The organism is Sphingomonas sp. 22R3R2A-7 (assembly GCF_036856055.1).
Classification (GTDB): domain Bacteria; phylum Pseudomonadota; class Alphaproteobacteria; order Sphingomonadales; family Sphingomonadaceae; genus Sphingomonas.
Map to the genome: position 1 here is coordinate 50,017 of NZ_JASPFR010000001.1, position 24,429 is coordinate 74,445.

General features: G+C 63.1%; 24 protein-coding genes and 2 pseudogenes. 18 read left to right on the forward strand and 8 right to left on the reverse strand.

Annotated features, from left to right (window positions below):
- Positions 1 to 54: 54 nt before the first annotated feature.
- Entirely contained in the window at positions 55 to 1,266 is a 1,212-nt protein-coding gene (locus QP165_RS00280; RefSeq protein WP_333993021.1) for a bifunctional alpha/beta hydrolase/OsmC family protein, read from the forward strand.
- 255 nt (positions 1,267 to 1,521) lie between these two features.
- On the opposite strand, the gene QP165_RS19890 is transcribed toward QP165_RS00280, so the two are convergent.
- Positions 1,522 to 1,773: a hypothetical protein gene (locus tag QP165_RS19890; RefSeq protein ID WP_443019240.1), complete on the reverse strand. Its 252-nt coding sequence runs from the start codon at positions 1,771 to 1,773 to the stop codon at positions 1,522 to 1,524.
- A 109-nt stretch (positions 1,774 to 1,882) separates the two neighbouring features.
- On the opposite strand from QP165_RS19890, the gene QP165_RS19895 reads away from it, so the two are divergent.
- The 5 genes and pseudogenes from QP165_RS19895 (at position 1,883) to QP165_RS00300 (ending at position 4,790) form a co-directional block, all read left to right on the forward strand.
- Positions 1,883 to 2,275, forward strand: a complete 393-nt coding sequence (locus QP165_RS19895; protein WP_443019241.1) for a hypothetical protein — start codon at positions 1,883 to 1,885, stop codon at positions 2,273 to 2,275.
- 103 nt (positions 2,276 to 2,378) lie between these two features.
- Positions 2,379 to 3,056 (forward strand): peroxiredoxin-like family protein, encoded by a 678-nt coding sequence (locus QP165_RS00290; RefSeq protein WP_333993023.1) that lies wholly within the window; start codon positions 2,379 to 2,381, stop codon positions 3,054 to 3,056.
- A gap of 73 nt (positions 3,057 to 3,129) precedes the next feature.
- Entirely contained in the window at positions 3,130 to 4,095 is a 966-nt protein-coding gene (locus QP165_RS00295) for an MBL fold metallo-hydrolase (RefSeq protein WP_333993024.1), read from the forward strand.
- Positions 4,096 to 4,288: 193 nt separating this feature from the next.
- Positions 4,289 to 4,426: pseudogene (locus QP165_RS19900) on the forward strand (hypothetical protein); the annotation flags it as partial.
- A gap of 202 nt (positions 4,427 to 4,628) precedes the next feature.
- A complete protein-coding gene (locus tag QP165_RS00300; protein ID WP_333993025.1) occupies positions 4,629 to 4,790 on the forward strand; it encodes a hypothetical protein in 162 nt (53 codons plus the stop codon).
- Positions 4,791 to 4,869: 79 nt separating this feature from the next.
- Here QP165_RS00300 and QP165_RS00305 read toward each other — a convergent pair whose 3' ends face one another.
- The gene (locus QP165_RS00305; protein ID WP_333993026.1) at positions 4,870 to 6,165 is read right to left on the reverse strand and encodes an epoxide hydrolase family protein; all 1,296 of its coding nucleotides are present in this window, start codon (positions 6,163 to 6,165) and stop codon (positions 4,870 to 4,872) included.
- 397 nt (positions 6,166 to 6,562) lie between these two features.
- Here QP165_RS00305 and QP165_RS00310 point away from each other — a divergent pair, with 397 nt between their 5' ends.
- From QP165_RS00310 to QP165_RS00325, 4 genes are all read left to right on the forward strand, one after another.
- Complete coding sequence (locus tag QP165_RS00310; RefSeq protein ID WP_333993027.1) at positions 6,563 to 6,691, forward strand: hypothetical protein; 129 nt, start codon at positions 6,563 to 6,565, stop codon at positions 6,689 to 6,691.
- A 63-nt stretch (positions 6,692 to 6,754) separates the two neighbouring features.
- Entirely contained in the window at positions 6,755 to 7,000 is a 246-nt protein-coding gene (locus tag QP165_RS00315; protein ID WP_333993028.1) for a cupin domain-containing protein, read from the forward strand.
- Between the two features lie 449 nt (positions 7,001 to 7,449).
- Positions 7,450 to 7,803 carry a hypothetical protein gene (locus QP165_RS00320; RefSeq protein WP_333993030.1) on the forward strand — a complete coding sequence of 118 codons (354 nt, stop codon included), beginning with the start codon at positions 7,450 to 7,452 and terminating at the stop codon, positions 7,801 to 7,803.
- Between the two features lie 44 nt (positions 7,804 to 7,847).
- On the forward strand, positions 7,848 to 8,078 hold the full coding sequence (locus QP165_RS00325) for a hypothetical protein (RefSeq protein ID WP_333993031.1): 231 nt from the start codon (positions 7,848 to 7,850) through the stop codon (positions 8,076 to 8,078).
- Between the two features lie 243 nt (positions 8,079 to 8,321).
- On the opposite strand, the gene QP165_RS00330 is transcribed toward QP165_RS00325, so the two are convergent.
- On the reverse strand, positions 8,322 to 8,966 hold the full coding sequence (locus tag QP165_RS00330) for a peroxiredoxin-like family protein (RefSeq protein ID WP_333993033.1): 645 nt from the start codon (positions 8,964 to 8,966) through the stop codon (positions 8,322 to 8,324).
- A gap of 111 nt (positions 8,967 to 9,077) precedes the next feature.
- On the opposite strand from QP165_RS00330, the gene QP165_RS00335 reads away from it, so the two are divergent.
- A complete protein-coding gene (locus QP165_RS00335) occupies positions 9,078 to 10,034 on the forward strand; it encodes a YeeE/YedE thiosulfate transporter family protein (RefSeq protein ID WP_333993035.1) in 957 nt (318 codons plus the stop codon).
- Between the two features lie 59 nt (positions 10,035 to 10,093).
- On the opposite strand, the gene QP165_RS00340 is transcribed toward QP165_RS00335, so the two are convergent.
- Together QP165_RS00340 and QP165_RS00345 are read right to left on the reverse strand one after the other, a co-directional pair.
- Positions 10,094 to 10,795, reverse strand: a complete 702-nt coding sequence (locus QP165_RS00340; RefSeq protein WP_333993036.1) for an FMN-binding negative transcriptional regulator — start codon at positions 10,793 to 10,795, stop codon at positions 10,094 to 10,096.
- A 318-nt stretch (positions 10,796 to 11,113) separates the two neighbouring features.
- The gene (locus QP165_RS00345; protein WP_333993038.1) at positions 11,114 to 11,998 is read right to left on the reverse strand and encodes a LysR family transcriptional regulator; all 885 of its coding nucleotides are present in this window, start codon (positions 11,996 to 11,998) and stop codon (positions 11,114 to 11,116) included.
- A gap of 333 nt (positions 11,999 to 12,331) precedes the next feature.
- Here QP165_RS00345 and QP165_RS00350 point away from each other — a divergent pair, with 333 nt between their 5' ends.
- The 4 genes from QP165_RS00350 (at position 12,332) to QP165_RS00365 (ending at position 15,431) form a co-directional block, all read left to right on the forward strand.
- Complete coding sequence (locus tag QP165_RS00350; protein WP_333993040.1) at positions 12,332 to 12,925, forward strand: sigma-70 family RNA polymerase sigma factor; 594 nt, start codon at positions 12,332 to 12,334, stop codon at positions 12,923 to 12,925.
- Positions 12,926 to 13,012: 87 nt separating this feature from the next.
- Positions 13,013 to 13,684, forward strand: coding sequence for a DUF1109 domain-containing protein (locus QP165_RS00355; protein WP_333993041.1), 672 nt, complete (start codon positions 13,013 to 13,015; stop codon positions 13,682 to 13,684).
- A 387-nt stretch (positions 13,685 to 14,071) separates the two neighbouring features.
- On the forward strand, positions 14,072 to 14,764 hold the full coding sequence (locus tag QP165_RS00360; RefSeq protein ID WP_333993043.1) for a cytochrome P460 family protein: 693 nt from the start codon (positions 14,072 to 14,074) through the stop codon (positions 14,762 to 14,764).
- 220 nt (positions 14,765 to 14,984) lie between these two features.
- Positions 14,985 to 15,431 (forward strand): hypothetical protein, encoded by a 447-nt coding sequence (locus QP165_RS00365; protein ID WP_333993045.1) that lies wholly within the window; start codon positions 14,985 to 14,987, stop codon positions 15,429 to 15,431.
- Positions 15,432 to 16,016: 585 nt separating this feature from the next.
- On the opposite strand, the gene QP165_RS00370 is transcribed toward QP165_RS00365, so the two are convergent.
- Positions 16,017 to 17,474: a TonB-dependent receptor domain-containing protein gene (locus QP165_RS00370; protein ID WP_333993047.1), complete on the reverse strand. Its 1,458-nt coding sequence runs from the start codon at positions 17,472 to 17,474 to the stop codon at positions 16,017 to 16,019.
- Positions 17,475 to 18,204: 730 nt separating this feature from the next.
- Positions 18,205 to 19,101 (reverse strand): annotated as a pseudogene (locus QP165_RS00375) (TonB-dependent receptor plug domain-containing protein); the annotation flags it as partial.
- 142 nt (positions 19,102 to 19,243) lie between these two features.
- Here QP165_RS00375 and QP165_RS00380 point away from each other — a divergent pair.
- From QP165_RS00380 to QP165_RS00390, 3 genes are all read left to right on the forward strand, one after another.
- Positions 19,244 to 19,780: an RNA polymerase sigma factor gene (locus tag QP165_RS00380; protein WP_333993049.1), complete on the forward strand. Its 537-nt coding sequence runs from the start codon at positions 19,244 to 19,246 to the stop codon at positions 19,778 to 19,780.
- The gene (locus tag QP165_RS00385; protein WP_333993051.1) at positions 19,777 to 20,751 is read left to right on the forward strand and encodes a FecR family protein; all 975 of its coding nucleotides are present in this window, start codon (positions 19,777 to 19,779) and stop codon (positions 20,749 to 20,751) included. The genes QP165_RS00380 and QP165_RS00385 overlap by 4 nt, the downstream gene beginning before the upstream one ends.
- Positions 20,752 to 20,945: 194 nt before the next feature.
- Positions 20,946 to 22,499 carry an alkaline phosphatase D family protein gene (locus QP165_RS00390; RefSeq protein WP_333993053.1) on the forward strand — a complete coding sequence of 518 codons (1,554 nt, stop codon included), beginning with the start codon at positions 20,946 to 20,948 and terminating at the stop codon, positions 22,497 to 22,499.
- A gap of 149 nt (positions 22,500 to 22,648) precedes the next feature.
- On the opposite strand, the gene QP165_RS00395 is transcribed toward QP165_RS00390, so the two are convergent.
- Positions 22,649 to 24,364 carry an alpha/beta fold hydrolase gene (locus QP165_RS00395; protein ID WP_333993054.1) on the reverse strand — a complete coding sequence of 572 codons (1,716 nt, stop codon included), beginning with the start codon at positions 24,362 to 24,364 and terminating at the stop codon, positions 22,649 to 22,651.
- Between the last annotated feature and the right edge of the window lie 65 nt (positions 24,365 to 24,429).

A 24,429-nucleotide genomic window follows, 5' to 3' on the forward strand; every position in this document is an offset into this window, starting at 1 on the left:
TGTAACGCATTCGCGGAGCGGGGCGAATAAGCGGTACATTGTGGGAGTGCATCTATGCGATCCGAGAAGATATCGTTCACGAACGCGGAGGGCGTCCAGCTTGCGGGTGCGCTCGACCTGCCGCCGGGTAGGCCGCGAGCGTTCGCGCTTTTCGCGCATTGCTTCAGCTGCTCCTCCCAGAGTCATGCCGCAAAGCGGATAGCCCAGGCACTGACGCTTCATGGCATCGCGACCCTTCGCTTCGATTTCACCGGACTCGGCGCGAGCGGCGGAGAATTCGCGGACAGCCATTTCGCGGCGAACGTCGAGGATCTGCGGCAGGCGGCACGATATCTGTCGGAAAAGTGGCAGGCACCCACCATGCTCGTCGGCCACTCGCTTGGCGGCGCTGCCGTGATCGCTGCCGCGGGAGAGGTCCCGAGCGTGAAGGCCGTGGTGACTATCGGCGCACCCTTCGACCCCGCGCACGTCCTTCACCACTTCGGCTCGCGCATCGACGAGATCGAGCGTGCCGGGGCGGCCGAGATCACCATCGCTGGCCGCACCTTCACGGTCCGCAAGGACTTCCTCGACGCGGCGCGGGGCCAGGACCAGGGGCGACGACTGGCCGAACTGAAGCGAGCGTTGCTGGTCGTCCACTCCCCCGTCGATGAGATCGTCGGCATCGATAATGCGCGCGAGATCTTCGATGCCGCCCGGCATCCGAAGTCGTTCATGTCTCTCGACGGTGCCGACCACCTGCTTACGAACAAGCGAGACGGTGAGCAGGTAGGCTCGATGATCGCATCCTGGGTTGAGCGCTATCTCGACCCTGTGCCCGAGGTAGCGATCAATCTGGAAGGTACCGTTCAGGTGCGCTCGACGGATGGCAAGTTCCTGCAGGACGTGGTCGCGGGCGAGCATCGCTTCGTCGCCGACGAGCCGCTGCGACTGGGCGGATGGGACGCGGGACCCACGCCCTACGACCTGCTTTTGGCGGGGCTCGGTACGTGTACCGCGATGACGATCAAGTTGTTCGCCGCCCGCGAAGGAATTCCGCTGCACGATGTCAGCATCGGTCTACGCCACGATCGTGTCCACGGTCAGGATTGCGAGGCCGGACAGGGCAAGATCGAGCGCATCACCCGGCATGTGGATCTGAGCGGTCCGTTGTCGGACGAGCACCGCACACTGCTGCTCAAGATCGCGGATCGCTGTCCAGTTCACCGCACACTGGAAGGCGATTTGCGGATCGAGACCGTCGATGCGGGTCTCGCCCGGACGTAGGAGCATTTGACCCATCGTCGCTCGAGCGATCGGGCAAGGGCCGAGAGGAACGACGTGACCAAAGACCTTCCCCTGATCCACTATCCCGCGACGATCATGCCGGACCCCTCGCGAACCATAGCTCGGCCATTCGCCCCCGGTTATCCGGAAGGTCATGGACCGGAAGGCCGGTCCCGCGCCGAGGTGATCGTTGCGAGAATCCTGGCACTCGACGATCGAGATATCGACGGCGAGCTTGCGGACATCTCTCATTCGCTAGACGATCGCCACAACGAGGTCGAGGGGTTGCTGATGCGGCGCTACGAGGAGTTGGCCTCGCAACTTGGCATCGGCGCGAAGATAAACGACCGGCAGCGGCTGCTGATCGGATCCTATTTCACGCAGGAATATTCGTGCGAGGCTGCCGCACTGTTCAATCCCAGTGCCGTCCTGCAACCCGACCAGTCGAACATGCCGGTAGGCGCAGTGCGATTCATCATGTCGCTTCGAGCCATCGGTGAAGGCCACGTGTCCTCGCTCAGCTTCCGGACGGCCTTCTGGACGCCGGGTGGCCCGCTCGACATCGATCCTGTCGGCCCCACGACCCAGCCGCCTGTTGTCGAGCAGGGCGGAGACGGTGACCTCCGACGACGTGTTCGAATGGTCGGACGGCGTGAAGGTGGTCGAGCCCCGCTATCCGTGGGAGTTCGTGCAGGTGGAGAACTGCGGGCCGCCGATCGAGATCGCGGAACACTGGCTGGTGCTCACCCACGGTGTGGGCAAGGTGAGGAACTACGCCATCGGCGCCTGCCTTATCGTAAAGGACGATCCTACGCTGCCGCTTGCCCGAACGCCAAGGCCGATCCTTGCTCCGACCGAAGACCAGCGCGATGGCTACGTTCCGAACATAGTCTACAGCTGTGGCGCGCCGGCGGTCGGGCGCGACGTCCTGATACCCTATGCGGTAGCCGACAGCTTCACGGCGTTCGCCGCGACCACGGTCGATGCTCTTTTGGCCGCTATGGAATGACGGCTGGCACAGTCGCCCAGGCCGGTTTTCGATGTTCGCTAGGCATCGAACCCATAGCTGCGGATCTCTACTCGAACTGCGCCGACAGGCGCATATCCAGGTCATGACAGATGCAGCCTCATTCGATATCCTGACGGACTGCGAGCAGACCTCTCCCGAGTGGGCCGATCTGTTCCAGGACGTCGTAGACCGCCTTCGGCGCCAGGGAACGGGCGCTGAGGCACCCGGGGTCGATGAACGGTTCCCGGACTTCGCCCTGCCAAACGAGAAGGGCCGCTACCGCACGCTCTACGAAATGGCCTCCGATGGACCCGTCGTTCTCAGCTTCAACCGTGGAGGCTGGTGCCCATACTGCCGTGAGGAACTGGCGGATTGGGCATCGCGCAGCTCGACGTTGGCCAGCCTGCACGCGCGGTTCGTCGCGGTGGTACCCGAAGTCGATGGCCGCCTCGCCGTCCTCCGCGAGCTGCTGGGAGACCGTGCAGAGATTCTATGCGACGTCGATCACGGCGTCGCTCTCCGCGCAGGGCTCGCGTTCCGGAGCGATGCGGAACTTCGCCGCCGCTATTTGGAATGCGGGCTCGACCTCGGGGACATCTACGGTTCCGAAAGCTGGTTCCTGACGGTCCCCGCGACCTTCGCCATCGATCGAGGCGGCGTAGTCCGCTTCGCGTTCGTCGAGCCGGATTTTCGGCTGCGGGCGGACCCCGCCGAGGTCCACGCGGCTCTGTCCTGGCATCGCGTGCGACCAGAAGAGGCTGTCTGCCACCGCCCTTCCTGACGGATGTCGCCTGCACAATCCTACTTCGCGGCAAACACGCCGCACGTTTTTTCGACGACATGGAGTGAACGATATGATCAAACTGAAGGCACTTGCTCTCGTCGTACTCGCTGCCGCTTCGCCTCTGGCGATCGCCGCTGCTGCCGTACCCGATACCGTGCCGGGGCACGTCCGGCAGACCAAGCCCGCAATATACCGATTCACCGTAGGCGATGCCAAGGTAACAGCACTGTCGGATGGAACGGTCCCGTTGGACCTGCACCAGCTGTTGCGCGGGGCCCCGGCTCGGACGATCGATGAACTACTTGCGCGCAGCTTTCTTTCGAACCCCGCGGAAGCCCCGATCAATGCTTACCTGATCGACTTCGACGGGCGGCGCATCCTCGTCGATGTCGGTGCCGGCGATCTGTTCGGTCCAGGGAACGGGGGCAGGCTGCTCGAAGCGCTCGCGGCGGCCGGCGCAGCGCCGGAGACGATCACGGACATCCTCATCACCCACGTCCACACCGACCATAGCGGCGGACTGACCAAGGCCGGGAAGATCGTCTTCCCGCGCGCCACGGTATATGCGGGCGGCGCAGACATCCGCTTCTTCTCGGATGCGACCAACGCCGCCAAGACCGGCATCGACAAGCACTTCTGGACGGAGACCGAGCAGACGCTGACGCCCTACGTCACAGCCGGCCGGGTGAAGCCGATCGAAGCGGATGGTGAGATCCTGCCGGGCGTTCGTGCCGAACTGCACCCCGGCCACACGCCCGGCTCCGCATTCTACAGCCTGACGAGCAAGGGGCAGACGATCGTCTTCGTCGGCGATGTCATCCATTCCGGTACCGTCCAGTTCCCGCGGCCGGACGTGACGATCACCTTCGACGTCCACCAGAACGAGGCGCGCGCCGCCCGGCAGATCGCATTCAAGCGCTTCGCTCGCGACCGTGCCTTGATCGCGGCACCACATCTTCCGTTTCCGGGCGTAGGTCACATCGCAGCCGACGGTTCCGGTTATCGCTGGTACCCGATCGAACACATCGATCGCTGATGGGGAATGGTCGAGCCGTTGAACCGGGGGCACGTCGTCGAATTGAGCGCGGGATCAACGATGGGCCCCCCGGCCTGGAACTGTTTCGTGATCGGTAGCGAAAGGCAGCAAGATGATCCTCAAGACATGCCCGGATGGTCACGAACGATCACGAAGGAACGGTTTCGACGCTTGAACGCCTGCACGGTCGCCGCACGTGGTCGAATGTCACACGATGGCCGGCGACTGCGACTTCCTGCTTCGCGTCGTTGCCAGCTTTGGCGACAAGAAAGGACTGCTGGGTGCGGTCGTAGCCCCAGTCGACGGTGAGATGGCCGCGCGTATGCAATAGGCTGGCGCAGCTGCGGTAAACTTGTGGCAACGGCTGCTGGCCGAAGGCGAAGCCTATATTGGATCGCGCTGGACCCCGAAGTCCGGCGGATCGTCTTGTTGGCGGGCCTGCATTCCTGGGCGCCCCTTCCAGGTGGCCGAGCCAGAATGCCTGCCTGAGCGTCACGAGACAGGTGATCGCCGATTAAGTCGCCGAGGGTATCATGAAGTCGGTCGATATCGAGGCTGCGTCACGCCTTCTGAGCGGCGCGGCTTTCAAAGCCGCCCTATGGATCGCCGCCAGCGATGAGCCGCACATTGTCTTGGCAAAGGCCACCGACGCATTTCGCTTCATGGCCGAGGGCTTTCTGGCGAGACGAGCCTGAGGGTATGGAAAGCGGCGTGCGGGGCGTGAAGGGAAAATTGGCGGGAAGCGGACGGGAAGCCTTACGGCAGCAGGCCGAACTACCTGACACTGGTACTGTGGGTTTCGGAACGGAATGGCCTGAAGAAGGCGCGTATATCTTCGGCGAGAAGATGTGGTTGTTCGAGTGCGGCAAAGTGGCCCCCTGCTGGCATGATAGTCCAGCTATGCACGTCGAAGACGCGTTCAACCCAAGCACGTGGCGGCATTGGCAGCTCATGAGGGAATAGCGCGACCCCCAAAGCCGGAACTATTTTTTCACTCGGCGAAAAAATCAGGGGACGGAGACGGTTCTCCTTATAGAGCCGTAATGACGCGGCCAGGCTGTCGTTGAACCAGTAGAGCGAGATGTCCGTCAGGAGCGTGTCCATGGAGATAACGCTCTCGATGTCTCCGTTGCAGTCGCTCCAAGCACGTATCTTCTCGGTGATCCAGCTAGCCAGACCGATCGGGGAATCCGTCAACCCGAACGACAGCGTCTGCGGCTTGGTGCCCTGCAACGCCGCATACGCGCCCTCGAGCGCCGACCAAGACGCCCCTCTTTCAAGAAAAGCCTGTTCGTCGGCGCTCAGGCTTGGCATCGACGTCCCCAAGGGCGGTCGATAGCTGCCGGGGATATAGTTCAGGTGGATGCCAATCACGGCGTCGGGAAACAATCGGGCAAGCCAAGTCGAGACGCCCGCACCGATATCGCCCCCCTGCGCGCCGAACCGCATGTATCCGAGTTCGGCCATGAGCCCCTGCCATAAGACCGCGATCTCTCGGGAGCTTGTACCGGCCTGCAACGGTGCGGGCGAGAAACCGTATCCTGGCAGCGACGGCACTACCACGTCGAACGCATCCGCAGGATCGCCACCATGGGCGCCCGGGTCTGCGAGCAACGGGATGATATGTTCCATTTCGACAAACGATCCCGGCCAGCCATGGGTCAGGATGAGCGGCATGGGCGCCGGTCCCGTGCCCTGCTGATAAACGAAGTGGACGTCCTGAGATGCCACCGTAACCATCTGGTGCGACAGGCGATTGAGTCGCTTCTCGTGTACTCGCCAGTCATATCGATGCAGCCAATGGTCAACGAGATGCTTCATGAACGACAGGCTGGCACCATCTTCCCAACCGTCAGCGTCGAGCGACGCGGGCCAACGCACCATCCTCAGTCGGTTATGCAAGTCCTGAATTGCAGCGTCCGGGACGTTGATCTGAAAGGCGCGTACCGTCATCGTGTCTCCTATCTTGTAGAGCCGACCGTGTTGCGGGCAGGGTACGCTCTGTAAGACATCGGAGGTGACAACGCTGCAGCTGATAACGCCCTCGCGAATGTCCGCGATCAGGAACATCAAACCCCATCGCCGGCTTCGGGTGATAGCGACCGAGCCCGCCTTCCCAGAAACGAACGGCCATCGAGATTCTATGTGCCCTGATCGGGTGGACGGACGCCTGAGGGTCTCGCGATTCCCGAAATCTGTTCCCGATAGCTTTGCCGAAATTGCCGCTTGGACATGGAGAAACAGGAAAGGTCAGGGGAACGAACGGCCCCTTTTAGCACGACCGGTTTACCGACCTAAGCGTCTGCCTGTCGAGCGATTGTCATCGCGCAACAGGCTAGCTCCCGTCACGGCGGACCGGTTCGGGTGTCAAAGTATAATGGAGTTGCGCCGTTCTGTAACCGGGCGGGTACTTGCGACGAACTTCGGGTTGGCGCGAACCGCACCACGAAGCTTCAGGAGATGCGATATGGATATGCTCAAAGGTGGCAGGGGTACCCGCTACGGGGCGATGGTTGCAGCTGCCGCGCTGACCATCGGATCCGCAACGTACGCGCTCGCGCAGGCTGGCAGCACCGACATCAAGGGCATCGTCTAGAAAGAGCTCGAAAAGCTGCCGCTGGGCTCCGACCCCTCGAAGGAGGAGAGCATCGGGATCGCGGTGATCCAACCGAGTGCGCCGGCCGAGAGACACAGCCACGTGGAGAACGAGATCGGCTACGTTCTCGAAGGCGAGTCTCTTCTCGAGGTCGAGGGACAGCCATCGCGTACGATCAGAGCCGGTGACAGCTTCGCGATCCCGGCGGGCAGGGTTCACCGCGCCAAGCCGAGCGGAAGCGTACCGCTCAAGGTAGTCGTCACCTACATCGTCAAGAAGGGGCAGCCGCTGGCACGACCCGCTGACTGACAGCCTTCGCGAAGAGTCCGCCGCAGACACCGACAGCGCCGAGCGATCGGTAGCCGGTGTCGTGGCGGCAGAAGGGCACTCGCTCGTCCGAGGACGTCTCTGCGGCCGCCCACGGCGCGATCGCGGTCAGGGTGGGACGTACGGCGGATCTAGGATTTTTGCGGAAGGCCGTCTCCTCATCTGCAAGCTGCGTACAGCGACGGCGACGCGTCTCTCCAAGCGATCGCCAAATCTGGCGGCGGCGGCGATGGCGAGAACGCATGAAGACCCTCCTGGATGATGAGTCGATTCCGGAGCGGTCACTCTCGTACTGCAGGTCGCGCGATCTGGGCCCGTACCCGTCAGCGGATCACCCGATCGGCCCGTCGGCTATCGAAACGATACGCCAACGGCATTTCCGCAGGCGGGAGGTTGTTCGTAGTTTCGGGGCAGATCAACGGAGATGCCCCATGTACCTCGCTGAAATCGATACCTACCCCACCGAAGCCGTTTCCTTCTCGGCAGCCATGTTCACGCCGCTCGAGCAGACCGTGCTTGATCTCGCACGCGGAGAACGTGGCAGGGGGTTGCTCCCAACGACTGCATTCGGGCAGTTCTTCAAGCGTCTTTCCTTCCGACTGTTCGGCCAGCCGAGCGTCCAGCCGCTCGCCGATCCACGCCTGGAAGCGCTGCGAAGCTTCGTGAATGCGTTGCATCACTGCGGCCGCGCTCGCCTGGAGGCAACCGCCACGGCGCTTCGCTCGGCCGGCTTCGACCCGCTTCAGGAATCCTGGATCAGATCGACTTTCGCCCGCTGCGTCTGAAGCAACACGTTGGCGGTCCGCCACCCCACTTTTCGGAGACGATCATGCCCCCTCTATTCTCGGCATCCTCCAATGCCCACTGTATCGATTGCACACCCAACGGCTCCTACCAGCGCATCGTCGTGGCATTGGTCGTTCTCGGCCTCACTGCCGCAGCGGTCCTGCTATGGCGATCTCTCCTCGACCATACCGGGGACGGGCTGATCGCCGCCATGCTGGTCGCACTCGCCGTCGTGATCCCCCTCGCTTCCGCAGCGAAGCTGTTCAGATTCTAAGCCATTCCAGGACGGAATGACGAATAAGCACTCTACTTTCAGACGCCGAACTCCGCCTTCGGCTGATAGGGGGCAGCATCGAGCGCTCGAAGAAACCTGGTGACGCCATTGTTCCGCAAGCTGGTTATGGATCATGACAACGACCACCCGACCCTTCATCAAGGTGATGGTCACGGGAGGAAGTCGGCTGAGAACCATGATCGTCGTGCAGGGCCTCGGAGCCTGACGAGGGAAATCTGGTGGCTACGGGAGCGCGACCGCGATAGCCGCTACGTCATGTGGATCGGCGCGTACCCGAAAATCGGCATCGGCGTGCGCGTATCGTACGATGCCGCCGGCATCGATCACGTAGGTCGCGGGCACGGGCAGGAACCACCCATCCGAGCCGTATATGACACCCAGGTCCAAGCCGGCGGCGCGGTAACGCCTCTTCATCTCGTCTGCGACGTGAAATGCCAACCCGGTTGCTAGCGCGGCACCATGATCGACGTCACAGAGCATGATCGCGTTGTCGCCGACAAGCTGCTGGAGGGTGATCGCGCGATCCGCCACTTCCCCCGCCACGATCACCAGCTTGATGCCAGCCTCGTGCAATGAGGGAAGCGCCTCCGCCCAAGTCGCTAGTTCGTGAGAGCAGTACGGGCACCAAAGCCCTCGCTGAAAACTGACGACGACCGTTCCATCCGCGCAGATGGAACGTAGCGACCGATAGCGGCCGGTCATATCCGGGAGCGAAAAATCCGGGAAGGGCTCCCCGACTTGAGGCGAGCCATCGGCTACGCCATGACGCTTCAGTGCCGGAACGACACGGTCGTAAAGCTCGGTCCACCCGTCCGCATCGTCGTTGGCGTTTGCGCCGGGGTTGGGCAGGGTGCGAACATGGGTCATGCAGCTTCGAGTACCGTCGAAACCGGACGAGATCATAGTGAACCGGCGCGCTTTGCCGCTCGGCGGTCGTGTCGGTCCATCGGCCGCGTCACAGAGCGATGGTTCCGATACATGACGACGCTCGTCGTCTGCGTGCTCGCATTCTGGATGGGCTACTCCGTCAATCAAGGCGGCACATGCGCCGTCGCGACTGCGTACGAGATCCTCCATCATCGTCGTCCCCGCCTGTTCATCGGCCTTCTGGCCGCGTCGGCGACCGCAGGTCTGGTCGCCGTGCCGTTGGTGTGGTCCGCTGCCGGATCGGCGATGCTTGCCGGCACCGTGGGTGTGAGCGGGACCTTGTTGATGGGAGCCGTGGTCTTCGGGATCGGCGCGACGATAAACGACGCCTGTCTGCTGGGATCGCTCGGCCGTCTTGGCGAAGGGGAGGTTCGGCTCGTCGTCCTTCCAGTCGGTCTCGCCGCCGGTTTCTTCGTCGCCGATGGCATCGGCATCGGCCGGACCCGACACATCCAGGAAAGCATACTGTCCGCGCCGGGCACGACGGGGTTCGTGGCTCTGGCAGCGTTTGCAGTGATACTCGTCTTGGCGATCGCAGTCGTTTCACGCGATCGCACCGCTCGCCAAGCGGGACAGTGGCCGCTCGCTCTATCTATGCTGGTTCTCGGCGCTACCGGAGGCACGCTTTATGCGACCGCGCCCGCCTGGACGTACGCGGATCTCGTTCACCGCAGTCTGCCCCTCGCGATGAGCCTGCAAAACGATGTGGCTGCGCTGACGGTGACGGCCACGATCGCGGGCGCGGTAGCTGCCGCTCACCGCCGCAAGCGGTGGCGGCCGCGGAGGTTGACGATCCGTGACGCCGCGAAGACGATCACCGGCGGTTGTCTCATGGGCCTGGGAGCGGCCGTGATCCCGGGCGGGAACGACGGGCTCATCCTCGCCGCCTTGCCCGCGCTCTCGGTCGGCGGCGCAGTCGCCTATGTCGCGATGCTCGCGACGATCATGTCTGTCCTGGCGGTGAAGCGTCCGTTGCGAAGCCGCCGACCGTCTGCGGACCAATCCTGAGAGGAGCAGGTTCGCATGCCATCCCGGAAGCGGATGCGCTCGGCCCTTAGCAGTGCGTGCTAGGCGCCGTTGGTCTTCAACGGCGAACGCAACGCGCGAAGTCCCGCTGCCAGGGAAGCGGAGCCTTCGGCGAAGCCATCGACGAGCATCGCCATCGCATGGTCGTCCTGGATCCCGCGCCTCGTGAGCCCGTCGACGACTCCGGGGCGATCCTCCGGCACATCGCCAAGGCTGAGCTTGGCCGTGAGGTCGAAGCGCCTGATCTCGATCCGGTAGAGTCGGATCACACCGCGCCAGGCCTTCCAGAGGTCGGGTGCCAGTTCATCGAGGCGCCAACCGTCCGCCCCCTCGTTGGCAAGCACAAGATCCCCTATCCGAACCTGCAGCGCATGGTCATCCATATGCTCGACCCGCCCGCTCATCACCAGGCTGACATAATTGTAGGTCGGTGCCGTCCGTGCCCGTTCTGAAGATGGGAGCGGAAAGGTGGCGGTGAACCATACCGGCGAGATATGCGCCCCCGGACCGTGGACCATGACGGTGATAGGTTCGTCGGATGCCAGAAGAGGCGTGATCGGGTTTGCCCCGGCCAGGTGGAATTCGACGGCTCCTGCTGGGCACCATCCGTCGCGGAACGTAATGGGGGCCTGTGCGGTCACGGGCCCTTCCAACCCGTTCACGATGATCGTGGCGAACGGGAACGATTCCACCATTTCCCGAACGAGCGCCGGATCGGAATGCTTGTACTCCGCATAATGCATCAGATTCGCTCCATTCTCTTGTCTGCGCCCTTGAGAGGCTGGCGCGGTGCGCGCGAACGGCTTTGTGCCTCAGGGGCGAACCAAACGCCTCAAGGCGTTATTCGAATGCTCGAGGCAGACGGTTACACGCTGCGGTGTTCCCGCCTAGCGCAGTGATCGCACGCGTTTCCGAGGGGGGCTCTCCTCTTCTCGGAGATGCGGCGTCCGGCGTCGTGCGGCCGTTGCGAGACGTCAGGTCGGGGCAGTTCACCTCACTCGGCTCCTCGATCGACATCGGACCAGGCATCGAATTGGGCGACGCCGACCCCGACGCGACTGCTATTCGGCGGACGCAGCGGACCAACTGCGCGCTCGCGACGCTCGCACGAAGGCGTCGGCCGCAATGCTTCGCTTCCGCCCGGCCACAGCTCCTAGAACGACTTCTCCGGTTACATCGGCGTCCGGAAACCGGATCACGCGCAGTCGTTCATCATGGCTAGGCCGAGGCATGAATGCGCTGCCGAGGCCGGCTACTACCAGCCGTTTGACATGCGCCATGTCGCTTGCCCGATGCCGGACAGAGGGTTCAAAGCCGAGCGCTGCTGCCGCAGTCCGCAGACGTGCGCAATTCCCGCCGTCATGGTCGATCCAGACTTCATCGCGCGCTGCGCCAAGCGATGTCGGCGGCTTCGCCGCGAGCGGGTGATCGGCCCGGACGACCATATGGTAGACGTGGTTGAACAACGACCAACGTTCCAGACGATCGGGGGCCGCATCCGGCAACTCCACGATCAGCAGATCAACGTGGCCATTCATCGCCGAATCCAGCAGCGCTTCGGACGTCCCGGTTATCAACGTGAGCTCGAACCCGGGCAGACCCTTGCCGAGCTCGCTCAATATTGCATCCAGCGTCTCGGTTTCGAGGCTCGCATCGACGCCTAGTACCAGGGGGGCGACGACCGCCTTGCCCACGTTCTTGGCAAGCTGCTTGGCGGCTTCCGCAGCCTCGAATGTCCGCTCGAGATGCGGCTGCATGAGGCGACCAAGATCCGTCAGGTGTGTGCGACTGCGCTCTCGGCGGAAGAGCTCACCACCGAGCTCATCCTCCAGCTTCTGTATGGCGCGCGTGAGCGATGGCTGAGTGACGTTGCACTCGTCCGCCGCCCGCGTGAAATTCAGTAGCCTGGCCATCGATAGAAAATATCGAACCTGATGCATCTCCATCGTCGAGGCTTAGCAAATATTCGGCATTATGGCGACTTCGCTTTCATGTCCCGGGATCCAAAGTGCGAAAGCACCCTAGACCCGTCGTGCACGAGCAGCCCGAACAATTCGGTAATCCGGCACAATCGACGTTCGTGGTGACGCAAGGGCCGATGCCCCAGCCGCCGACGAACCTTTTGCTAAGCGACAAGTCGCTACTTTGGCTCGACTTTATCGATGTACATAGCCGACGCGTATCAACTTCATACGTACTCGGTACGTTCCTCTACGCGGGGGATGGGGGGACAAGAGCCTCGCGGATCAAGAGTCCGCGGACGTTCGAGGAGATCCGCCATGACGCAGGCATTCGCACTGCCGGTCAGCCTTATGGATGCGCACGGAAAGGGACGGAGTGTCCCCGATGATCGCTGGGGTAACCTCATGACTGCTGCACAGGCAGGCAACGGGGGCGCATACAATCGCCTCCTCACCGAAGTTGCGGCGTGGCTTCAACGCTATTACGCGCGTCGCCTTCCGCCGTCGTATGTCGACGACGTGGTGCAAGAGGCGCTGGTCGCCATCCACCTGAAGCGCCATACTTATGAGCCCGAACGCCCCTTTCGAGCTTGGATGGCGGGGATTGCGCGGTACAAATGGATCGACAGGCTACGTAGCATTAACCGCGATCGCTTCGAACCAATCGGCGGGTTCGAGGCGCCCGTCGAAGACCATGGTCCGGCGGTGACCGGTAGGCTGGACGTTCAAAAGCTGCTCGCTCGGCTGAAGCCGGCACAGGCCAATGTGATCCGGTTGGTAAAGTTGGAAGGCTACAGCATTCAGGAAGCGTCTGCGGCCACCGGCCAGTCGATGGCGCTGGTGAAAGTCAACATACATCGCGGAATCGCACGGCTCGCGTCGGTGATCGATAGCGATGACGACGTTGCCTGACTGACGTCGGGGCTTTGTAACCGTGCGAGCATCCATAGCGAAATAATCGCTGTCGTCGCAGATCGCTGCAGCTCAGGAATTCCGCATATGTCCACCAAGGATCTAATTGAGCGTCTTTCGGCCGACGCAAGGCCTGTCCAACGTCACTCCCTTCGAACTATCATCTGGCCATCTCTCTCTGTCGGTACGTTCTGCGCCCTAGCGATTATGGTGATGTCGTTCGGCTTGAGACAAGATTTACAAAACGCCGACGTGATCACCCAACTCATAGCCAAGGCTGTATTAGGGTTGATCGCCATGATTGCCGGTCTGGCAGCATTGGTACCGTCGCTGCGCCCAGACATGGGCTCAGTTTTGCCAAAGCAGATCTTGGGAGCCACTTTGTTAGCGCTCGGCGCAATCGCGGTTGTTCATCTCGCTGCCCGTTGTCCGATGTGCTCGGTCCTGTACCTTAGCGCGAACGTCGCTCGCCCACCTTGCGTGATCACTTTATTGGCAATTGCGCCATTTGCTTGCCTCGCCTTCACTGTTCGATCAGAGGCGCCGACACATCTGAACGTGACAGGCGCAGCACTCGGATTGACATCCGGAGGTATTGGCGCAGTTCTCTACGCGTTCGCCCGCAACGAACCTTCGACATCCCTCGATCTTGCATGGTTCTCGGTCGGCATTGTTATGACGACCGTCCTAGGAATGATCGCAGCCCCCGAGTCCTTCGCTGGTGATCCGACCGCGCCGGTATCCAAGCAGGTACAATAGCAGAGAGTCCGCGATTCCGAAGTCTAAGCGGGCAATAAACTACGCAGAACGGATTAAAAGCAGTTGCCATAATCATACGGCTAAGACGCGGCTTGAACACCATCCGTAGCCCCCGCTTGCAGTGAGCACTCGGTCCCCGGCATCTGTCGGGCGGCCCTCGGAATACAATACCTCGCTGCCCCTTGCTGTTTAGGTGCAGAGCGGGGATTTCGTTCACACTCTGCCCAAGGGTTCAGCTGTGGCGACCTCGGCGATGCCTGCAGTTATGCGTTACCAAACCGAGGCCAGCGAAGCCTTCGAAATGCGCGTCGGCGTTGTAACCTTCCGTGACCGCCCAACGAAGAACAGAGCGAACGTTTGTCCGTCGGCACGATTCTAGGAGAATCTATGGCCCGTTTGATGTCCTGTGCTATCATGATGGCTGCGGCCGCATTGGTCGTGAGTTGCGCCTCGGAAGGCAGCGATGAAAAGCGGTCGGCTAGACCCGGGCTGCCTGCGCCGGCAGTCAAGCTCGTCTTCAACGAGCAGGGCGAAGCCGCGCTTCCAAAGGGGTACCGCAAATGGGTTCACACTTATACCGCGTGGGAGACCATCTCGAAGAGCTTCCTCAACGAAAAATTGACGAAGACGCCTGAGATGCACGCCGTCTACGTCGAGCCGAACACTTATCGGATATTCATGAAGACGGGAAAGTGGCCGGAAGGGGCGTTGATGGTCAAGGAATTCAGCACGACCAATACCGACCCGAAGGATTGCAGCGGCCCTCCGGCGTTCACGTGCAAGCTGGGGGACAGCACGGTCATCTTTCCCCAGGAGCGCACCGGCATCGCGGTGATGCTCAAAGACAACAAGCGCTACCCCAAGGAGCCGGGTGGCTGGGCCTTTTTCAGCTTCGGGCATCAGGCGCCCCCATATCAGAAGCTCTCGCCAGCGCGTGCCCGAGCCCAGTGCCACCAGTGCCACATCGACAACGTCGGCCCCAAGGATGACTATGTCTGGTCCGTCAAGCTGAACCAACCCGGTTTCCGCCGGAACGGCGACAACGTGAGGCTCAATCTCGAAGCTGCCTTGGCAGAGTAGTCGGGGCAGCGGCTATGCACACGCATGTGGATCGGCACCGGAAGTGTGACTCCAGCAAAGTCACGTTAAACTGTTGTATCGGCCTTGAACCTTTGCAAGCTGGGGTTCAGTGTATGGTAAATAAATTAAGTTTGTGCGCTGCAGCAGGATTTTCCGTCCTGCTGCAGTGTTATGTCAACGCGGCGGTATCGTAATCACTAATGTAGTTAGTCGCTCAGACGTGCGCTTTGAAATCTCTCGGCCAGATCGTGAAAAAGTTTGCGCCCAATTCGCAAGCATATCAAAAGTAGGAGGGGGTTCCGTCTGGGACGTTGTCCAAAGAGCTGAAGCAGTAAATATCTGCAATAATACTTTCCGCTTTCCTGAATATTCGTGTGATTTCCATGTAAAAACGAAGACTACCCAAGCCGGACATAACAAGGGCGAGGCACGCAATGCGCTCGGTTGGCGTTCAGAGTGCCCTTTAAATTACCACAGGAACCGAAACGCTGAGCTGCCAGCCACCCTCTATCAAAGCAAGCTCGACCAACTCAGCATTTCCGATCGCGGGAGGTTCGTCCTTGCGCTAAAACCGAAGCATCTTGCCCTCGTCGCTCAACTCGATATCCGTCACCACAACACGCAATGCTTGAATGAATTGTCCGTGGCTGAAAATAAAGCTTCATGATGGTGCGGGAGAACTACCCGAAGTGGGCTATGGCTGTCGCGCATCTCCATGCCCATTGAACGAAACAATCGATCACGCGCCAGCCTATCCGAAACCACATGTTTTTCTACGCGGCCTCGCTGCAAAGGCAGCAGAGATGAGGCGTACGTGGTGTCGCTAGTGCTCCATTTCTCCGGAGATTGTACGAAATACCCTGTCGGAATGAGAAAGTGTGCGACAACCACAGAGAGGGTTTTTCGTCAGGTGAGCGGCGACGCCTTTTCGGCATGAGTTCCAAACCGGCAACGTTGCTTGCTGGCAGGCTTGCTGAGCGATTTCTGAAGCTTTGCGAATGGCGTTCATAAGAAGCCAACAGTCACGACCGTCTATTTTAACGACGGCTTCGTCCCAATTTTCGTCATCCATGCGGCGCCGTCGGCGACGATATGCCTACATGAACAAACGGCCGAAGTTGGGAAGGCCGAAGGAGCCCGCGAGTGTCTGCTTGTGGGTCGAGCTGGCCGTCGATCATCGCCAACGGCACTCGTGCTTGAAGGGGCGAGCCTGCGCAAACCACGCCCGCCCCTCATGCCCTATCGTCTTCGACTAGAACCTCATGGTTCCGCCGAACGCGACGGTGCGGCCGCTCACCGTGTTGGTCATCACTCGCTTGGCGGCGCCGTCGGCATATTGGACGATCGGCTGGTCCGTGATGTTGATCGCGTCCAGAGTCAGCTTGAACTGGCGCGTCAGGTTGACATAGGCGGACGCGTCGAGGTTCGTCGTACCCTTGATATATTCGCCGATATTGCCGTTGCCACCGTCGCCCCAGCGATAGCGCGACCGCGTCGCCACCGAGCCGCGCACGCCCCAGCGATCGGTATCGTAATAGAGCGTCGCGTTGGACGAGAATTTCGACAGCGACGGCAAGGGCAGGCGGACCGCGACCCCCGAATAGAACACGTCGCTGGATCCCCTGGCGAGGGTTACGTTTCCGAGCACGCCAAGCTTGTCGAACGGCGCGGGCAGGAAGTCGAAGTCGCGCTTTCCGGCGATCTCGATGCCCTTGATCGACGCGCCGGGCCCGTTGATCGGGCGGGTGTAGTTCACCAGCACCGAGGGACTGACGCCGGGGGGCAGCAGCGCGGCCGGATACCCCGTGGTGTCGTACGCGACCAGCCGCGTCTCCGAGGTGATGTACGAGTCCATCTTCTTGTAGAAGGCGCCGATCGCCAGCGAGCCGCGCTGCCCGTCATAATATTCGAGCGAGGTCTCGACCGAGTCCGCCTTGAAGGGCGCGAGGTTGGGGTTGCCCGCGGCGACCGTGCCGCCGAACGTGGCGAGGTTGAGCGTGCCCGCCGCGCGCATGTCGTTCAGCGCGGGGCGGCTCAGATTGCGGTTGCCGCTCAGGCGGAACACGACCGACCGGCTGAGATCGAACGCCAGGTTCGCCGCGGGCAGGAAGCCGTCATAGCTGTTGGTCACGTCGACGGGCACGAGCACCCCGCCGACCAGCGCCGTCCCCGACGACCCGAGGGTGGTGTGGTAATAGCGCACGCCGACATTCGCGCGCAGACCGATACCGCCGAGCCGGGTATTGAGGTCATATTGTAGATAGGCGCCCGAGGTCTTCTCGAGCAGGTCGTAGGCGGTGCCCGTGACGGTGCTGCCCGCGCCGACGGTCGTGCTCTGGCCGAGCAGCGCATAGGTGCCCGCGACATCGCCGATGACGTACGGCGCGAGTGTGCTGTTCGCCAGCACGCTGGTCGGCACGGCAGGGCTGCCCGGCTTGTCCTCGTAGCTCAGGTTGACCTTGCGCTGCCAGCCGCTGTTCGTGAAGCGCTTGAACCCGGCGCCGGCCTTGATCGTCGAGCCTGCGCCGACGGTCCAGGCGAGCTCGGCCTTGCTGTTGTAAAACTCGCTGGTGATGCGGTCGGCGCGGGTTTCGAGGCCCTGCAGGTCCCATTGCGACGCGTCGGTCGTGTCGAAGCCGTAGGTGGTGCGCGGCGACCCCGTGTTCAGGCCTGAGAAGGCGTAGCTCTGGTCGACCGACTCCAGCAACACTTGGGCATAGGACGAGATCGAAGGTCGATTTCGACCAGCCGCCGAGAAAATTGACCGTCAGGTTGCTGCCGAGGTCGGTGTGGCCGTTGAGCGCGGCCTGCCAGAAGGTCGTCTGGTCATGCGTGACCTTCGATTCCGTGCGCATGTCGACATGATCGAACGACGCGCCGACGATGTCGTTGAAATCGTCGAAGGTCACGCCGGTCAGGACCTGCGTGCCGGTGACGTTGTTGGCGGCAATGCCGTTGGTGCCCGCCGCGCCGATCACGCCCGAGGTGCGATCGTTGTTGAGCTTGCCGTAGAGCAGGTCGAGCGACACGCCGGTGCGGTCGTCGGGGTGATATTGGAGCGCTGTGGTGAGCCCGAGCCGCTCCCGCCTGTTGAAGAAGGTCGCGTAGGTCTGCGCGCGGCTGTTCCAGACCCGGCCGGCGCCGGTCGCGCCGACCAGCAATGCCCGGTCCGCCGCCGAGACGCCCGGGCCGACATTGCGCGCGCCGAAATTGATCTGCGACCAGTTCCAGTTGCGATAGCCGAACTCGACCGTGTCCGCGGCGCTGTACGCGACCGACGCCAGGATGCCGAAATCACCCCAGCGATCCGATATCAGTCCGACCAGCCGCGGCGTGATATCCTTCGTATATTGGTTGGTCTGGCCCTTGGCCGATGCCACGACGGTGAGCCCGGCATAGTCGAACGGCTTGGCGGTATGCAGCCCGACGGTGCCGCCGATGCCGCCCTCGTCCTGCTCGGCCGCATAGGATTTCTCGACGACGACCTTGTTGAACAGTTCGGACGCGAAGATGCTGTAGTCGAACGACCGCGAGCGGCTGACCGACGACCGGCTGTCGAGGCCGGACGAGGTGTTGGTGAGCACTTCCATGCCGTTCAGCTGGGTGCGCGTGAAATCCGCGCCGAGCCCGCGCAGCGAGATCTGCCGGCCTTCGCCGCTGTCGCGGGTGATCGCGACGCCGGGGATGCGCTGCAGCGCTTCCGCCAGATTCTGGTCGGGAAATGCGGAGATGTCCTGCGCCAGGATCACGTCCTGCGATCCGGTCGCCGCCTTCTTGATCTGCTGCGCCTTGGCGATGCTCTCGCGATAGCCGGTGACGACGATGTCGGTCGCGCCGTCGGCAAGCTGAGCCGGCTGCACGTCCGACGCGTTCGTTACCTGTGCGGCCGCGCCGCCGAGTGCCACGGTAGGGGCGGACGCCTCCGCCGTGGCCAGGCGCATGTGGCGGACGACCGTCACGGTGCCGTCGACGATCCTGCCGTCGAGTTCGCTACCCGCGGTGAGCCGGGCGAGCGCTTCCGCGGCGGTCATCCGACCGCGCAGCCGCTGGCCGCGCGCACCCTTCAACAGCGACGGCGACGAGGCGAGCTGCAACCCGGTCCGCCGCGAGAAGGCGAGCAGTGCTTTGCTCAGGTCCTGCGCGGGCACGTCGAACATGAACTCGCGCGACGCCGGGGGCGTCGCCTGCGCCAGAACTGGCGTGCCGACGATGCCGGACAGGGTGACGGTGCCTAGCAGAAGATGCGACAGACGAAGTTTGCGGAACATGTTTTCCCCCGATGGTTCGAGACCAAGACGAGCCAGGCTCGCGAAACCCGACAAAGTATTTGGTTTCATTTATATGACGACAGCGTTGCAGTAATGTTGCTTGCCTGTGGGCCATCATCGGGATTGGTATACTTTCCGGATCCTGTGCCGATCTCACCGAGATTGTCACAAACGCAGCCTAGGTCGACAGGGCCAACAACCCGGATGCTCGATGCCCGCCACGCTGCACCAGATCGATACCCGTGCGGGCGCGCCTGAAGAGGATTGGCGCGCGATCGCTGCGACGCTGAGCCGGTACGTGCGGGCGCGGACGAACCGTACCGACGTGGTCGAGGACGTCGTACAGGAGACGCTGTCACGGCTGGTGCACCAGAGCCGCGTGCAGCAACTCGTCAGCGTCTATGCGCTGGGCTTCCGGATCGCGGCGAACCTGCTGGTCGACCATCATCGCCGCGACAGCCGTTATGCGGCCGAACCCGCGGAGGAGCCGGCCAGCCAGGTGCCCTTGCCCGATCGCGTGCTGGTCGGTCGGCAGGAGGTCGCCATCCTCGAGGACGCGTTGGCGGCGATGCCCCCGCTGCGCCGCGACGTCCTTGTCCGCCGGCGATTGCAGGGCCACAGTTGCGCGTCGATAGCGAGGGATCTGGGGTTGAGCCCGAAGGCAGTCGAAAAGCATATCACGCGGGGCCTCGCCGATCTTCACAAGGCGATGCCGGGAAAAGTGCGCGAGCCCGGGGATGTGCGATGACCCGCGAAAGCCAGATCGCCGAGGAGGCGGCGGCCTGGATCGACCGGCTCAACCAGCCGGCGTTCGACGCCGCGGCGGGGCCGGACTTCGACGCCTGGATGGCGGCATCCCCGCGTCACCGCGAGGTCTTCACCGATCTCCAGGCGCTCTGGCACTCCGAAGCACTGGTCGCCGCGCTCGGCGAGATCGAACGCGGACCGATCGTAGCGGCTGCGCCGCCCGTACCGATCGCGCGACCGCGCCGGATCTGGCGCACCCCGCCAAGGCTTGCGGCGGCCGCCTGCGCGATGCTGCTTGCGATCGTGCTGATCCTCCCGATCCTGTCGACGACCACCTATCGCACCGGTGCCGGCAAGAGTCGGTCCGTCGTCCTGGCGGACGGCTCGCGCGTCGACATGAGCGGCGATACCGAGTTGAGGGTCCAGATCCTGCCGTGGAAACGCAACGCCGAGTTGATGCGCGGCGAGGCGTATTTCGACGTCCGCCATGAGCGCGCGCGGATCTTCCGGGTCGCGAGCGGCACCACGACGGTGCGCGTCCTGGGCACGGCGTTCAACGTCGATCGCCAGGGTCCGACCCGCACCGCCGTCGCGGTGTATCGCGGCGCGGTCGAGGTCGGCGTCGCCGGTGAAGCCGACCTCGTGCTGCGCAAAGGCGACGGGGCGCGCATCGTCGACGGCCACGTCTCGGCGCAACCGCGTGTCGCGGACACCGCGCCCGAATGGAAGTCCGGCTGGTTTGAGGCGTCCGACGTTCCGCTCGGCGTGCTGATCGGCAAGGTGCAACGCTATTCGGCACGGCCGATCCTGTTGCGCGACGCCGCCTTGCAGACGCTGCCGATCAGCGGACGCTTCCATGTTTCGGATACCGATCGCGTCCTGCAGGCGGTGCAGGCGGCCTATCACGTCGACGTCGCGTACGGACCGAACGCGATCGCCATCCGCCCTGAGATACAACCCCGTTTGCCCTGAGCGACGTCGAAGGGCACCTTTCTAACCGTGCAACGCTCGTAAATGGAGCGCGGTGCTTAGACTTCGGTCCAGCCCGAACGGAATGGCTGCCGTTTCCACCTTGCCAGGTATTTTCCCTGTCGGGTTTCGCCCGTCTGATCCGTCTTCCCGGCATAGGTGGTCGCGACCCGCGCCTGTCGTAAGGGAGTGTCCTCGTGACCCAGTTCGATCGCCGCAATCTGGTCAAGGCCGGTCTCTCGCTCGCGCTGCTGGGAAGTGCGCCCCGGCTCCTCGCGCAAACGACGTTCACGCGTGACCCGTTCACGCTCGGTGTCGCCTCAGGGGACCCTTGGCCCGACGGGTTCGTGATCTGGACGCGCCTCGCGCCCGAGCCGCAGACGCCCGACGGCGGCATGCCGCCGCACGACGTGCCCGTCCGCTGGGAGGTCGCCGAGGACCCCGGTTTCCGCAAGATCGTCCGCTCGGGGCCCGCGGTGGCCGAAGCCGCGCTGGCGCACTCGGTCCATGTCGAGATCGACGGCCTCCGGCCGCATCGCCCCTATTGGTATCGCTTCCTGGTCGCGGGCACGGACGCGAGCCCGGTCGGCACCGCCCGCACCGCGCTCGCTGCGGGTGCATCGCTCGACCGGCTGCGGCTGGCGATGCTGGGCTGTCAGGATTTCGAGACGGGCTTCTTCACCGCCTATGCGCATGTCGCGCGCGAGCCCGATCTCGACGCCGTGTTCCATTATGGCGACTATATCTACGAGATGGCGCCCCGGGCCGAGCCTAGCCCTCGGAAACATCTCGGCGCCGAGACCTACACGCTCGACCAGTATCGCCGCCGTTATGCGCAGTACAAGGCGGACCCGGATCTTCAGGCGGCGCATGCCGCGGTGGCGTTCATCATGTCGTTCGACGATCACGAGATCGACGACAATTGGGCCGGCGAATTCGACAAGGACGGCAACCGGCCCGACATATTTGCGCTGCGCAAGGCGGCGGCGATGCAGGCCTGGTACGAGCATGTCCCTGTCCGCCGTGCGCAGCGGCCCGGGGCAGGAGTAGCCTATCGACGGCTCGACTACGGCAACTTGGCACGGATGCACGTCCTCGACACGCGCTCTTATCGCAGCGACCAGCTCTGCGAGCGTCCCGGGATCGGTCGCGCGGACCTCGACGCCTGCATCCCCGTCGACCGGCCGGAGCGCACGATGATGGGGGCAGCCCAGGAAACCTGGCTGGACCGCGGCCTCGCCAACGACGCCCGCTGGAACTTCATCGCGCAGCAAGTCCTGTTCATGCCGTACGACGCCCGCAAGGACGGCTCTACCGCGCCCATTATCGGCAAGGACAATTGGAACGGCTACCCGCAGTCGCGCCAGCGGCTGGTCGACGGCATCGCGCGCCGGGGCCTGACCAACGTCGTGATCGGCAGCGGGGACCTGCACCAGAATGTCGTCGGATCCGTGCCGCGGAACGCGGACGACGTCGGAGGGCCTGCGATCGCGACGGAGTTCCTCGCGACCTCAATTTCATCGGGCGGCACGGGCGGCGCGCATTATTCAGGGGAAAGCCGCACGTTGGACAACAACCCGAACGTTAAGCTGCTCAACAACCAGCGCGGCTACCAGCTCTTCACCGTGACGCCGGATCGCTGGCTCGCCGAGGTGAAGGTCATGGATCAGGTTGATCGGCCTGGCGGCAAGATCGCAACGATCGCCAAATTCGTCGTGGATCCCAAGCAGTCTGGGCCCCAGAGGACCTGACAATCTAAGGGGCTTAGCCGTCCTATCACGAGCGCCGCATTTCCGCGGCGTTCCGCCTTAATGCCTATGAACGAATGTCCGAAGCTGGGTTGGGCATATCTAGGTCGGAGCGGCGGCTTATGGGTCGTCGGCGCCGGCACTTACGAACCTTACTTTGTCAGAAATTCCCGCACATGGGCAACGAAGGCGTCTGAAGCAGGCTCGCGACCCAACAAAAGATGATTGTCGCTGTCGAGCGTCACGAACTCGGCACCCGGAATTCGCGCGGCGAGTTCGCCGCCTTGGCATAGCGGGATCCGTCTGTCCCCACGGGCATGCATGACGAGCGTCGGGGCCCGCACGTCGCCGAGAATGTCGCGAACATCGATATCGGCGAAGACCTCGAGATAGCGCGCGGCATTCTCGGGGGTGACCGTCTGACACTGGAACGCGTTGAACCAATCGAGTTCCTCCGGCGTGGCACTTGGCATGAAGGTCGTGGTGACCATCTGGCGATAGCTGGCGTCGGTGCGCCCCCAGCCTTGTCGGACCAGCGTTATGATCGCTTCGCGCTCCGCCGTCTCGTCTGGCGTGGCATTGATCCGCCAGCCGGCGGCATAGCCGCCCCACAGGATAAGGTGGCTCACACGCTCGGGATGGCGAACGGCATAAGCTATCGCGACCGCACAGCCCTGAGACAATCCGAGCAACGGGAAGCGGTCGATACCGGCCGCGTCGACGACTGTTTCCAGATCCTGGACGAAGGCCTCGAAGCTGATGTCGGATGCTGCCCCGTCCGACATGCCGTTGCCACGCTCGTCATAGCGCACGAACGTGTGATCGCGCGCCAGCTCGCGGAAGATCGGTGCCCAGATCGGCGCGTCCCAGTCGAGCTCGAGATGGTTGAGCCAGTTGGCCGCCTTGACGAGGGGCGGTCCCTGTCCGACGCAGCCATAAGCGAGGCGAACCCCGTCGGCCGCCTCGCAGAACCGGATCTTCTGCCGTTGCAGCAATGTCGGCGTCGCATCGTAGGCCAATGCGGCATCACCCGGTGGCGGGCTCGCAACCGTCGGCGCAGGGAGGCCGGCTGCGTGCATCGTCGCCGCAAAGCGTTGCTCCACGATCGTCGCGTCGGCGCTGCGGCCCAGTTGCGACAGGGTGGCATGAAGCGCATCGGCGGCGTCGCTGTTGAAGCGATCGACGTCGAGCCATTCGCGCGCCCATGGCAGCCGGTCTTCCGGGACCAGTGGCGCAGTCTTCACATACCGCGCGAGAAGCAAGCGGCGCAGACGCTCGGCCGCTTCGCGCTGCGCTGCAAGCCAGATGGTGAAGCGGTCTAGTCTCGGGAGATCGAGCCCGGCCAGAAACGGTTCGCGCAGCGCGACGAGCGCGTCGACCATGTCATCGGCGACAGCGATGTCCGCATGTAGCGCGCGCGATGCCCGCTGCAGGTCGGTTTCGAGTTCATCCTGTCGCAGGGCGACCGTTTCGCGGTCCGCGATGAGGCAGCGCCGATCGACGTCGATTACCGCGCGCAATTTGCTCAGCGACCAGCGCAACGCCCCCCGGGGATCGTCCGGACCATCATCCCATAGCAGATCGCACAGGTGCTCGCGAAGGTGCGGCCGATCCTCGACAATCAGATACGCGAGCAGCGCCCTGGTCTTGCGCGAGGGCGGCAGTTTCGCCGCCGTTGCAGCGGACACGACGGCAAGCGGGCCGAGGAGCGTGATTGCCAAGCCGGAGCCGGTCGGAAAGGTGGCTGGCGTGCTGGTGACGCGCGGTTTGGATGGCGCGGCGGTACGAAAGGTTGCGGAGCCAAGACCTTGCATCTGCCGGATGGCAAACGGTGGGGTCGCCTCTCGATCTGCGACACGGCTTGTCATGATGCGATCCTCGCCTTATGTTTACAATGTTCACATTGAAGAAGGTCAAAACGGTGCCGACATGA